Origin of the sequence: Microcoleus sp. FACHB-672, assembly GCF_014695725.1 — a bacterium.
Lineage (GTDB): Bacteria > Cyanobacteriota > Cyanobacteriia > Cyanobacteriales > Oscillatoriaceae > FACHB-68.
In genome coordinates, this window is sequence record NZ_JACJOU010000006.1 from 148,785 (window position 1) to 161,669 (window position 12,885).

Sequence of the window (12,885 nt, forward strand, 5' to 3'; positions counted from 1 at the left end):
CATAGCCCAAATTTACCCATAATTAAAGCTATTCTGTACTTATAAGAAACCTATGGGTCTCTAATAAGTACAGGCACTTATAAAAATTTTTATGAAGTTCTGGCAAAGATTAGCCACTAAATCCCGTCGGGCAATGCTTAAGCGCCATCACAGGGGACGCCCGTACTCATACAAGCCGCGTGGCGATTTGTTGAAACGTCTTGCTACCGAATCAGGATTAAGCGTATCTCAGGTTTACGAGGCGCTACAAGAAGAGCGCCGCGACTGGCTGAAAGACGATCCCTTTTAACTAAGTGGTCACGTCGTCTATTCCGATTTCTCTTATCCTTGGGCGTCGTGACAGTTCCCGACCGTAAGGATTATTCGGATCTGTAATTCCCGGTTCGGTCGTAAAACCTTGTTCTGCCCGATTAATCCAATTGTTGAAATCGTCGTCTTGCTTAACGTTCGGGGCTTTCGAGCGGTGACTATCTATTAAATATTTGAGCATTGCATGCATACTTTCATCAGTTGCATCTCGCTTAAACCTAGTTGAAAAGGTTGTTGTGATAATATCAGCCGCTCTCATTAAAGGGTAGAAGTCATCCTTCAAGTCTCGCTCGTCAATATATTTGATTACGGCGATTGGCTTATAGCTTGGCGTCAGGAAATTGTTTAATTCTTCCTCGCTGTCAATCTCGCTCAATTCGTCCTCTTTAGGATTAGAGAAAGTTGCAGGAATGTCTAATTTTTCCCGTTTAAAATTAAAGGCAAGATATTTTATAATCGCCTCCACTGCGTACTCTGTCCGCGTTGCCGATTGTCTGGACAGAAAAGCTTCAAAAATCGAGCTAGTGCCGAGTTTAATTACTGTTTGCTCATCGTTCTGCAATGCCATTAAAAGCAGTGTAATTTGACTTAACGCGGTTGCAATGTCGGGTAAGTGAACTATGCCCGGTTCGCCGCCTTCCTCCTCTGGTGGCGTGTGGAGAATCTGCCCCCAGTCGCCCAGTGCTGCCGATAGATGTTTAATTGTCCAGTTTATAAAACTTGGTAGCGTTCGGATAGTAATATCTTCCGGTTCGTCAGGAGTCAAGAAATCAAAAACCCCCTCAAGCAGTCCCGGTTCTGGTTGTGTAATCATACTGCGCGGCAACGTTATTGCCGCGTGTGTCCAGTTCCTTGCATAACATAAATCCCTTTGAATCTCTGCAGTTCTGGTGTAGAAAATTGCCATAGACAGCAGCGTTTTTTCATCCAGTGCCATTATCTCGATTTCTTCTTCCTCCACCCTCGGAGTCCAGACTAACGCGCCATCTGCCTCTATCTGTTCGCAGAAGACCCTAGGGATTTTAATTTTTCCTCTAAGGGATTTAATAATATCTTTAATTTCATCCATACTATCTGGTGGCTCTGGTAGTGGTGGCGGGTATACAACGCGGTTGGGCGGCTTGTTTAAATCTTCGATTGTGGGCGGGTTGACTATCGGAAAGGGACAGCGCATTGAGTAACCAATGATGATAAACGGCGCGACCATTCCTGTCGGCTGATAGGCGTTAGGGTCAAAGCATACGTTGTACCCGGTTGGCTCATAATCCCTTGGTTTTGTAACGAGTTCTGTGCCGTGGCTTGTTGGGTGGAACTTGTAATCTGAATATTTCCATTGATTAAAAAACGGGTTAACAGTCCTGTTGTCTGGGTAAAGAGTGGGGAAGGTTATTTGCTGTTCCCTGTGTTCGCTGGGAATGGAGTCCCCTTGATATTCTGGGTAAAAATTTTGTTCTGCCCCACTAAATCCGCTGTTGTAATGATTAGGGTTAGTGGTTACAGGTAGCGGGGATCTGTCGCCTTCCCACGGTGCATAGGGGAGGGAGAACCCTGTACTTTCTATGCTGTTATAGCAGCGGATTGAGGCGACTCCCTTAACAATGTAAATTGTCGTTATGCAATTTCTAAAAGCGTCGGGGATAGGGTTCCACGGTTCCGGATAGTCATCCGGGCGGCTACCGGGCGGGGGTGGCGGCGGTGTGGGTGTGGGCGTTGGTGTGGGCGTTGGTGTAGGCGTTGGTGTAGGCGTTGGCGTAGGCGTTGGTGTAGGCGTCGGAGATACGGGCGATGTTGGCTTAGGCCACGGCCAATCCCACGGCAGCGGCAACTCTGGAAGCCGGGGGCTAGGAAATTTTATGGGAGGGAGTTCGGGCAACTCCGGCATCGGAATATTAGGGAGTTGAATAGAGGGAAGTCTGAAGGGCGGTAGCTGTATGTCGGGAAGTTTGATATCGGGTAGACGGTTGGGGGGTTTAAATATCGCGGGAGGTGGCAAGGCGTCAGCAATATCTCTCGCCTGGTCGAACATATCGCGTAAAATGTCGCGGGCGGATTCTCCAATGTCTTGACCCGCCTCTAATCCTTCCGCAATTTTTGGGCGCATTTCCCACAAGTCATCCATAAACTGGTCATCTAGTGGGCCTAAGTCTAGTAGACCCCTGGCGGTTCCACCTATCAGACCACTAACATAATCCTCTAACCCATACATTTCATCAGGGTGTGTCTCATAGGCTAGATCCAGCGCACTAGAAGGGCTACCGATTCGCCGTCGGCTAGGTTGCGGAAAGGCAACGGGCCGAAGACTTTCCCGTGTTGCTTCACCCACTGTCGGCAGTGGGCGTGAGGGGTTGGGAATGATTGTCGGCTCTGGCGCAGGAATCGAAAGGTTAGGAGCTGGCCGGGCCGGAGCTATAACCACTTGCGCCGGGGCGATCATCACTTGGGTTGTCATTTCCAAACCTTCAGAGTCACAACCACATTTGCAGCGCTAGACGCTAGATATAGTGTTTTGCCAACAAGATAGACATTATTTTCACCATCCTCAATATCTGCCGGCAGTATTTCATAGCTGCCGTTGCGCGTTGCTACAACTCCGGGAACCCAGCTGTATCGCACGTCTGCAACAACGTCATTCACTCCGGCATCGCCGCGGCACTTGAGATAATACCGGCGCGTACCGTCTGGAATGATTAGCGGGTATTGCTCGTTAGCGTTCGTAAGGGTCAAGGTTTTTATCTCAGGGTTAGATACCTCGAAAGAATCAGAACTAGGAGATTCTTCTGACGCGGCAATATTTATCGTTACAACGTCTGTGCCCTCTAGTAACCCGTTCCAAGCGGTTGCCGGGTTATCCTCAAATTTTCCCCAGACTTTGACGTTCTCGCCGACCATCACTGTGTTACGGGTTGTCAGTCGCGGGATTAAGTTTAAGGAATAATAAGGTTGCCGGTTCCATAAAAGCGCCTCGCCTTGGTCGAAAAGTACGTTTGAGTTCGGGTATTCAAAGTAAAGAAGAAATCGCTTAGAAGGGTGCGATTTGGCAATCTCATAAAAATCCGCACTTTGTTCGCTACGGGTTGCCAGCGCTGCGACGGCTGTCGGCACAAGCTCAGGCAGTGAACGAATCCGTGCTTTGCAAAGCATGTCGACAATATACCCAGACAAGTTAACGCCATTCTTCTGCCCGGGTGTGTAGAGTAGTTGCGCGGTCGCTGAATTTGCTGCATTAAAAATTACGCCCTTGCCGGTGTTTTTGAAAAAACTGCGGTTTGCATCTACCACTTAAAAATTCCTCTGCCAATTTTTTAATTTTGGCATAACGGTTTGCCATAACTTTGCGGGTTAATAGTGTTGTGACAGTTACAGCTGCAAGTGTCACACATAGCAACAAATTGGCAGGATTTTGGCAGAGGATTGGCAGAGGATTTGCAACCGACACGCGAAACCGGCTCAAACCGGGGATAATAGCTACTATCGCACCGCAGAGGTCAGGGATTCGAGTTCCCTATTCTCCATTAACAACAGCAAGGTAATCAATCTAAAGTCTACTAAAACTTGACTAAGTGCAGGAGGGCCTTTGAGACCCATTAAGCTGCCCTTAGCTTCTCTTCCCCTTTGACTGGTTATCGTGCTTACAGACGATTCTAGAGGAAGTACAGATAGCTCTAACAGAACTATGGCTTAACTGGGTTAATAAAATACCATAGCTAACTACCCTAGTCAATAATGTTTTCTATAAGGACTTACAGAATCTATAAACTCACAATCTCCTAAAAGGTTAGCTGTAATTAAACGAGCTACTCTACTTCTATTCCAATAAGATGTATGAGAACTTGTTAATCCTTTAGCCATAGATAATCCAGCTAAATTAGAAAAGGGTTGTGAAATTTTTTTCATAAGATTATGGGATGCAATAAACTTATCTCTAAAAAAGAGATTACAGGATGAATCAATATTTAAACTCGCAGAAATAGGATATGCAAAAACATCAGAAGCATGAATTAAATTAATCCACCTCAAAGGTGATTTTAAATATCTACTAGCAAACCTTTTTAAATTTTTAGGCGGAATCCCTAACATTAAATTAAAAAGTAATATAGGAGAACCCATTGTGGTAATACTTCTAAGATAAACTTTTGGTTGATCATTAGAAACACTTAAACCTTTTATCATACTTCTTATATAAAATGCTGGATCGTCAACTCCATATTTATCAGAAAATAAAATATCATATAAGATTACCCCTCCCAAAGAATGAGCGATTATATGAAGTTCTTGTTCTAGAGGATGTTTTTTTAAATATTCAAATAATTGCATTGCAATTATTTTTCTAATCTCTTTACCATCCTCTGTATTTAGATAAGTGAACATATCCCCAAAAAACTTATTTATAAAGAACTCACGATATTGACTATACTGAAACACATCTCCCAAATCGATCTTAGATTTATTGCAAAAATTGTTTAAATCTTGCTGAACCCAGTTCCACAGTGGAGGTGTATTTTCTAAAACTCCTCCCCATTGACTGCAACAAAAATACGGTTTGGTTTGTTTTCTTTTATCAAAATCATCTCTGATTTTTTCTATTAGTTCAAAAGCATACTTGTCATGTCTTGTAGCAACTCCATGAATGAAAAATACAAGCATCTATTTTAACCTCTGTTTTCTTCTACACATAAGCTAAAAACTTCATCTATCCATTCAGGTACTGAGTTTTCATAATATTCAATTGCTAACTTTCCCATAGCTTGTGTAGAAAGCCAATCTAAACTACCCCCAACTATTGCGCCTACAACAGGAACTGCTTTGCCAAGTGTTTTCTGAACAGATTTTTCTACTACTTTTCTTCCTCCTACTTTCCATAAAGCTTTTGTTAAATGCTTTGACATTCCTTTCATGGTGGATTTAACTATTGTTTTACTACCGTATTTAGTAATAGTTTTAGCAGCATACTTTGTACTTCTTTCTGTAGTTACTTTAATAATTGATTCTTTGGCACTTCTTTCTAAAGATTTTAGTGCGTGTTTAGGCGCTGACTTCAATGCTTCTGCAATTACTAACATCTTTAACTCTTCTATAGATCCATTAGACAAAACTAAAAAGATATCTGTTTTAATATCAGTGTTCGCAGGAGTATATTCGTACAAATAAGCAATACAGCGAATTGTAAAAGCTTGAATTCTCCAAAATTTAACTATATTTATAGGAATAGTTGCGGGTAAAGTAATTAAACCTCCCAGTCCAGCAACAGCACCTAATACACCACTATTAATAGATTGTTCATCAATTATTTTTTCGGCAATTGCTCTTTTACTTAAAGTAGGATTTTCCGAACGAATTTTATTTAAGTATTTATTTATTTCTTCTGGATCGGAACTAATCATCATGTTAATAAGTGATTCAAGTGCTTCTTGCAAAACTGAAATATCCATGTTTTGATTTACATAATTACTTTTAGCTGTTGCTAAAGGATAACTTTTACAACTTAGAAACAACTCAGTTAAACCACTAGGCATCTTCTACATTTAAATTATCATTTAAGTATTTTTACGGTTTTCAGGATTTTCAAAACCATAACTATTCATGAGTAAAATTACTTAGGCTCTATAAGCTCTTTTCCTCCCCTAATTCAGCCTCCTTGCTTGTACCCGCAGCGCCACCTACTTAGGCGTAATTCGCTTACTGCCTTTATTGCCCTCCTTATAGGTACTGCCTTTTGTTCTAAAGCAGTGATTTTGTGTCACAGGTACGCATGACATTAGTAATGTTTAGAGGTTCAGGCAGTGAGGGTGAAGTGCGTGAGATATTTTGCACAATGATTTCTCAGTGCTATCGTCAATAATGAAGAAGGGTAAATCAAATCGGGTTGCACTATCACCGAACTGTTTGAATTGAGGGAGGATGAAGCAGGATGATCACCACTACTCAGGAAATTGCACATTTTTCCATAGAAGATTACCATCAGATGATTGCGGCTGGAATTTTGAGCGAGCGCCGTGTGGAACTACTCGATGGGTTGATTTGGGAGATGTCGCCAGAAGGAACGGAACACACCTATTTTGAGGAAAATTTAGCCAAAAGGCTGGAACGGTTAACAGAGGGACGGGCGTATGTCAGAGAAAACAAGCCAATCACTTTGTCAAATTCCGAACCTGAACTGGATATCGTCATCGCTAAATTACCGCGTTCACAGTATCTAGAGCATCATCCATTTCCCACCGATATCTTATTGTTGATTGAAGTTTCTAAGTCCACCCTAGAACGCGATACTTCAGTTAAGAAAAGGATTTATGCACGAGAGAATATACCAGAATATTGGGTAGTTGATGTTGCCGGCAGGAAACTGATTGTTTATCGTTCGCCAGCGTTAGGGGATTATCAGCAAAAGATAGAGTTTTCGTCGATTGAAACAATCTCCCCGTTAGCTTTTCCCGATGTTGAGATTGCAATCACGCAGATTTTTTCCATCTGATGGGCGATCTTTTTGGCTAATAGGGGCAATCTTGACAGCTTGCCGATCATCAGTTGCTCTAACATAATATGGAAGCGTTCATCTCACAGCAGCTTTTTTGGGAATTCTTAGAATTGAAAGGCAAGTTCTAATTCAACCAAATGGGAGCACCCACCCATGTTAACCCGGTCATTGAACCGCTTAATTGCCCGATTCCCAAAGCAGACTTCTCTACAAACCGTTTTAATTGTTCCCTTCCTTCTACAAATCGTCGCTGCTGTTGGTTTGGTTGGCTATCTCTCCTTTCGCAATGGGCAAAAAGCTGTAAACGAGTTGGTTCTACAGTTGCAAAACGAAGCGAGTTCTCGTGTTGATCAGCATTTGAGTAGCTACCTCAACACTGCTAAGCAGGTTGCAAAAGTCAACACCGACGCCCTCGAATTAGGATTGCTCAATCCCAAAGACTTAAAAACGCAAGGGCAATTCTACTGGAAACAGATGCAGGAGTTTCAGGTTGGTTATATCAGCTTTGCATCGACTACCGGCGACTTTATTGGGGCTGGATATCATACAGATGGTAAAACTATCATCATCAATGAGGTTTCCCTCAGACAATATGGCAACTCTAATAGCATTATCTACAAAACAGATAGCAAGGGAAATCGAATCAAAGCCATTGAAAATTTGGGAAAATACGAATATCGAAAAGAGCCTTGGTATGCCGAGACAGTTGAAGCCGGCAAACCAATTTGGAGTCAGATTTATCAGTGGGAACAACCTCCCAACCCCCTAGCAGTTTCTTTTAACCGGCCTGTTCGAGATCGCAATAACAAAATTATCGGTGTCATCGGAATTGACCAACGCCTCTCACAAGTCAGTAAATTTCTGAATGAATTAAAAGTGAGTCCATCTGGAAAAATTTTTATTATCGAGCGCAATGGACTGATTGTTGCCAGTTCCAGTACCGAACAGCCTTTCACAATGGTGGATAGCAAACCGAAGCGACTCCAGGTGTTGGATAGCAAAGATCCGTTGATTTTGGCAACAAGCCGGTATTTACAGAAAACGTTTCGCAACTTTAAGGAAATCAACAATAGCCAACACCTTGAGTCGAAAATAAACAACGGCAATTTCCCTTGGGAAAGTCAGCGCCAGTTTATCAAGGTGACGCCTTGGCGAGATAAGTTTGGTCTGGACTGGTTGATTGTAACGGTCATTCCAGAATCCGATTTTATGGAACAGATTAACCATAACAGCCGCACGACGATTTTGCTGTGTTTCATTGCCTTAGTGATCGCCACCGGCATGGCTATCTTCACCGCTCGTTTGATTGCCTACCCCATTCTCCAATTGAACCGAGCTTCTGATTCGATTGCCGGCGGACAATTGAATCAGAAGATAACCGTCAAAGGTATCCACGAATTGAAAAAACTCGCCAACTCCTTCAACAGCATGGCACTACAGCTTCAGCAATCTTTTGAAACCCTAGAGAAGCAAAACGAAGAACTCAAGCATTTTGACCAGCTCAAAGACGAATTTCTAGCCAACACCTCCCACGAACTCCGCACTCCACTGAACGGGATTATTGGTCTTGCTGAATCGCTGATGGATGGCGCAACGGGAGAACTTCCGATTACCACAAAAATTAACCTCAAATTAATCGTTTCTAGTGGTCGCCGTCTCGCAAGTTTGGTTAACGATATTCTTGATTTTTCCAAACTTAGATATAAGAATGTGGAACTGCAACTAAAGCCGATAGACTTGCGCTCGGTGGTGAACGTGGTTCTCACCCTAAGTCAACCCTTAGCAACCCAGAAAAATTTGCAGTTGATTAACACCATTCCTGAAGACTTCCCAAGCGCAGAAGCCGACGAAAACCGGCTGCAACAGATTCTCCACAATTTGGTCGGTAACGCAATTAAATTTACTCCTTCAGGAATCGTAGAAATTTCCGCTAAAGTCATTGCTGATGACCCTGAACTATCAACAACAAAGAATGAACAAATAGCGATTACAGTTACCGATACAGGAATCGGCATTCCTGAAGATAAATTTGACCGTATCTTTGAATCTTTTGAACAGGTAGAAGGCACTGCGGCTAGAGAGTATGGCGGCACCGGCTTAGGACTTGCGGTTACCAAAAAGCTTGTGGAATTGCATGGAGGAAAGATTAGCCTTCAGTCGAAGCTAGAAAAAGGTTCACAATTTACTTTTACTTTGCCGCGTTCTCAAGAGCAAGTTGAAGCAACTCAATCCAGCATTATTATTCCAGATACTATTACTTCAGAAATAGCGACCCTCATCACGAGTCCTAAGTTAGCGTTGAAGGCTACGAATGAAAAACCTTTTAAAGTTTTGATTGTTGATGACGAACCCGTGAATCGACAAGTCTTGCTCAACAATCTCTCTCTTTATAATTACGAGATTACCGAAGCTAGTAGCGGTCAAGAAGCTTTGGATGCGCTGGAAAACGGACTCCTTCCGGATCTGATGTTACTGGACGTAATGATGCCGCGCATGACCGGCTATGAAGTCTGTCAAAAAATTCGAGAGCGCTTTCCGGCTCATGAATTGCCGATTGTCATGCTGACGGCAAAGAACCAAGTTCAAGACATCATAGAAGGTTTTGAATCAGGAGCCAATGATTATTTATCTAAACCGATTCAAAAAGGCGAAATGATCGCTCGCATCAAAACTCATCTAAATTTAGCCAAACTTACTTTAGCATACGGGCGATTTGTGCCGCATAATTTTCTAAATTTTTTAAGTCGAGAAAGTATTCTTGAAGTGCAACTAGGCGACCAAGTTCTCAAAAAAATGACAGTAATGTTTGCGGATATTCGCGATTTTACAACGCTGTCAGAAGCAATGACCCCTAAAGAAAATTTTAATTTTCTCAACTCTTATCTCAGTCAGGTTGGCCCAATCATTCGTCAGCACCAAGGCTTTATTGATAAATATATTGGGGATGCAATCATGGCTTTGTTTCCCGAATCAGCGAAAGATGCTCTGCAAGCAGCGCTAGCAATGCAGAAAGAAGTGGCGCTGTATAATCAACACCGGCAGCAGCAAGGTGAGGTTCCAATTTCTATCGGCATTGGCTTGCATACGGGCAATTTAATGTTAGGAACAATTGGCGAATCGCAACGCATGGAAACGACGGCGATCTCGGATGCCGTAAACTTAGCTTCTCGTTTGGAAGGGTTAACAAAGCTCTATGGAGCGGGAATTTTAATTAGCTTACACACCTTAATTCGGGTGGAAGATATAGAAACTTACAGCTTTCGATTTCTTGATCGCGTCCGAGTGAAAGGAAAAAGCAAGCCGGTTGCGGTCTATGAAGTGTACGATGAAAACTTTGGATTAATCAATCAGTTAAAGACGCAAACAAAGCCAATGTTTGAGCCGGCAGTGATGGCTTATAATCGCCAAGATTTTGCGGGAGGGCAACCCATGTTTGAAAAAATCTTGGCGATTAACCCTGAAGATCGGGCAGCACTGCTATACATGAAACGCTGCCAACATTATCAACAATATGGTGTGCCGGCAGGATGGGAAGGCGTAACTGATTTAGATATTAAAGAATGAGCATTCAACTGAACTTGAGTAAGTTCTGCCACAATTCGCTAATAAAAAACTCCCCAGCATCGTTGTGGGGAGATATTTGTAGTTTCTAAAAATTGCGATTGAGGGTTAAAAAGCTCTGGTTCAATCACCCACCAAGACTGCGAAAATATGCGTCAAGAGCGTCAGATCCGCCGATCAGTTTACCATCAACAAAGACTTGCGGAACCGTGGTAGCACCGGCAACTGCCCGCAACGAGCGATTTGTGATCTCTGGACCCAAAACAATTTCCTCAAAATCGATGTTGTGTTCCTTCAGCGCTGCTTTAGCACGCGCACAGAAGGGACAACCGACTTTGGTAAATAGGGAAACCATTTGAGGTTTCGCTGCGTTGGGATTGATGTAGCGGAGCATTGTCTCCGCATCAGACACTTCAAAAGGATCTCCCGCGACTTCCGGTTCAATAAACATCTTTTCGATGACACCATCCTTGACTAACATGGAATAGCGCCAAGAACGTTTACCGAAACCTAAATCATCTTTATCAACCAGCATCCCCATTTGGGCTGAAAAGTCCCCATTTCCATCGGGAAGAAACGTGATGTTTTCTGCTGCTTGAGTTTTCTTCCACTCATTCATCACAAAAGTGTCATTGACTGAAACGCAGACGATTTCATCTACGCCATTTTCCCTAAAAACTTTTGCAAGCTCGTTATAACCAGGAACGTGCGTAGAAGAACAAGTTGGCGTAAAAGCGCCGGGAAGGGCAAAAACAATCACTGTTTTACCCGCAAACAGTTCGTCAGTCGTAATATCAACCCATTTATCATTCTGGCGGGTCTTGAAAGTGATGCTGGGAACTTTTTCCCCTTCACGATTTTTCAGCATTCCCTATCTCCTGTTGTGCGCGGTTTCGCCGGCAGCATTTTATTCAGCGTATTGCTTCGCTGCGGCCTTGTAGTCCTATCGTAGTCTGCTGCTGCCGCTGAGTCCTATAGAAAACTTAACACACGATCCCCACCAAAGTTTGTCTTCTGTCTATCAACGACTGAGTTGACAGAGGAGTGGGTGTGATTAACACGTGAGCGGTTAGAGGCTTGAGGGGTCAGACTGCGGTCACAACAATAGTTGACACGAATCACATTTTGCTATATCAGCGGTCACTTTACAGTATCTTTAAAAAACCTACGATGATAATCAAGAGATAGAGGAGCGCTTTAACATGGCTAACAACGAGAAGAAACTGCGTCAGAATCCCTATACAACTTATCGCGACCCCCAAACCGGCCAATGGATTGTCGTGAAACCTGATGAGGAAGACGCTCGAAAAGTGGCTTAGGTGTGGGATCAGCTTTATTTATTGCTTGAACATATTAGTACGCTTGAAGTCGGTTCCTCCCTTGCCCCTGCCTGCCGATTGCACGAGAGGGTGAAACAGTCAAATGCCAATTTTTGTATAGAATTCCTTAAATCAATCGTTTATTTTAATAAGTTTCGCCCATCCGCAGGAACAGACAAACGCGCCACTAAGGAGCGACACCAGATTTCCGGCTTATAGAAAAATTTTTCATAAAAAATAAGTCCAGCCGATATCCTCGTAATCGGCTAGCCTTTTTGGTGATTTTACACGGACTCAAAAATGTCTTGTTTTGAGCAGCAACTGAGAGAACAGCCAAGCTGAAACCTTGGCACAGCGAGTGCAAGGGAGGTATCTTAGTCTTCGTGATCCTCAAATGGATCTGCTAAGTCTTTAGAAGGTGGGCCAAAAGCCGTGTAGATTGAAAAGCCGGTGATCGCGACCAAGACGGCGCAAATCGAAATGCTAAGAACTGTTGCGGGTTCCATCTGATAAATAAATTATGAGTGTTAATCTTATACAATTTTACAAAACGTTAAAAACTTCTGTCGAGACTCTTCATAGGTGACTTATGGCACAACGGACTAGGTTGGGAGAAATCCTCAGACCCCTTAACTCCGAGTATGGTAAAGTAGCACCCGGTTGGGGCACAACGCCATTGATGGCTGTGTTTATGGGTCTATTTTTCGTATTCTTGCTGATCATTCTGCAACTCTACAACTCCTCACTGCTGATTCAGAACGTCGATGTGGATTGGAGAAGTCTAGGCGGCTAGTTGATGCCGTGGCAGTGTCGCTAGAGAGCAAGTGCGCCTCCGCCGCCACTCGCCACGAAACATTATTGACTCTATCGTTTGGAAAGCCAGGAATTTATTCGTTAGGCTTGTGATATTGCTTCCCGGCTGGACCGGGATTTTTTTGTCGGTTTTATACTAGAGCGAGAAGTCGCAGGAGGAAGGCGCATGAATATTTTTGGGATTGGCTTGCCGGAGATGGCGGTGATTATGGTACTCGCCTTGTTGGTATTTGGCCCCAAAAAATTGCCAGAAATCGGTCGCAGTATGGGTAAGGCGATTCGAGGCTTTCAACAAGCTTCTAATGAGTTTGAGTCAGAGTTTAAGCGGGAAGTTGAGGAAATCGAGCAAGCAACGACTGCACCGGCTAAATCTGAGAAAATAACCGGCACATCTGAGCAAGGCTAGGGATA

General features: G+C 43.3%; 11 protein-coding genes. 5 read left to right on the top strand and 6 right to left on the bottom strand.

Going from position 1 to position 12,885, the window contains the following annotated elements:
• Positions 1-91 precede the first annotated feature (91 nt).
• Positions 92-289, top strand: a complete 198-nt coding sequence (locus H6F56_RS03455) for a hypothetical protein (RefSeq protein WP_190665452.1) — start codon at positions 92-94, stop codon at positions 287-289.
• Here the strand turns inward: H6F56_RS03455 and H6F56_RS03460 are convergent, their stop codons facing one another.
• From H6F56_RS03460 to H6F56_RS03475, 4 genes are all read right to left on the bottom strand, one after another.
• Complete coding sequence (locus tag H6F56_RS03460; protein ID WP_190665499.1) at positions 290-2,758, bottom strand: hypothetical protein; 2,469 nt, start codon at positions 2,756-2,758, stop codon at positions 290-292.
• Entirely contained in the window at positions 2,755-3,450 is a 696-nt protein-coding gene (locus H6F56_RS03465) for a hypothetical protein (RefSeq protein WP_190665453.1), read from the bottom strand. The genes H6F56_RS03460 and H6F56_RS03465 overlap by 4 nt, the downstream gene beginning before the upstream one ends.
• Positions 3,451-4,026: 576 nt before the next feature.
• Positions 4,027-4,953: a hypothetical protein gene (locus H6F56_RS03470; protein WP_190665454.1), complete on the bottom strand. Its 927-nt coding sequence runs from the start codon at positions 4,951-4,953 to the stop codon at positions 4,027-4,029.
• Positions 4,954-4,958: 5 nt separating this feature from the next.
• Positions 4,959-5,822: an EcsC family protein gene (locus H6F56_RS03475; protein WP_190665455.1), complete on the bottom strand. Its 864-nt coding sequence runs from the start codon at positions 5,820-5,822 to the stop codon at positions 4,959-4,961.
• Between the two features lie 395 nt (positions 5,823-6,217).
• Between H6F56_RS03475 and H6F56_RS03480 the strand changes: the two genes are divergently transcribed.
• On the top strand, positions 6,218-6,778 hold the full coding sequence (locus H6F56_RS03480) for a Uma2 family endonuclease (protein ID WP_190665456.1): 561 nt from the start codon (positions 6,218-6,220) through the stop codon (positions 6,776-6,778).
• A gap of 156 nt (positions 6,779-6,934) precedes the next feature.
• A complete protein-coding gene (locus H6F56_RS03485; protein WP_190665457.1) occupies positions 6,935-10,345 on the top strand; it encodes an ATP-binding protein in 3,411 nt (1,136 codons plus the stop codon).
• A 124-nt stretch (positions 10,346-10,469) separates the two neighbouring features.
• On the opposite strand, the gene H6F56_RS03490 is transcribed toward H6F56_RS03485, so the two are convergent.
• On the bottom strand, positions 10,470-11,210 hold the full coding sequence (locus tag H6F56_RS03490) for a glutathione peroxidase (RefSeq protein WP_190665458.1): 741 nt from the start codon (positions 11,208-11,210) through the stop codon (positions 10,470-10,472).
• An 825-nt stretch (positions 11,211-12,035) separates the two neighbouring features.
• Positions 12,036-12,167: a photosystem II reaction center protein PsbN gene (gene psbN, locus H6F56_RS03495; protein ID WP_190665459.1), complete on the bottom strand. Its 132-nt coding sequence runs from the start codon at positions 12,165-12,167 to the stop codon at positions 12,036-12,038.
• A gap of 83 nt (positions 12,168-12,250) precedes the next feature.
• On the opposite strand from psbN, the gene psbH reads away from it, so the two are divergent.
• Both psbH and H6F56_RS03505 read left to right on the top strand, forming a co-directional pair.
• Positions 12,251-12,454 carry a photosystem II reaction center phosphoprotein PsbH gene (gene psbH, locus H6F56_RS03500; RefSeq protein ID WP_190665460.1) on the top strand — a complete coding sequence of 68 codons (204 nt, stop codon included), beginning with the start codon at positions 12,251-12,253 and terminating at the stop codon, positions 12,452-12,454.
• A gap of 186 nt (positions 12,455-12,640) precedes the next feature.
• Positions 12,641-12,880, top strand: coding sequence for a TatA/E family twin arginine-targeting protein translocase (locus H6F56_RS03505; RefSeq protein ID WP_190665461.1), 240 nt, complete (start codon positions 12,641-12,643; stop codon positions 12,878-12,880).
• The last annotated feature ends 5 nt before the right edge of the window (positions 12,881-12,885 follow it).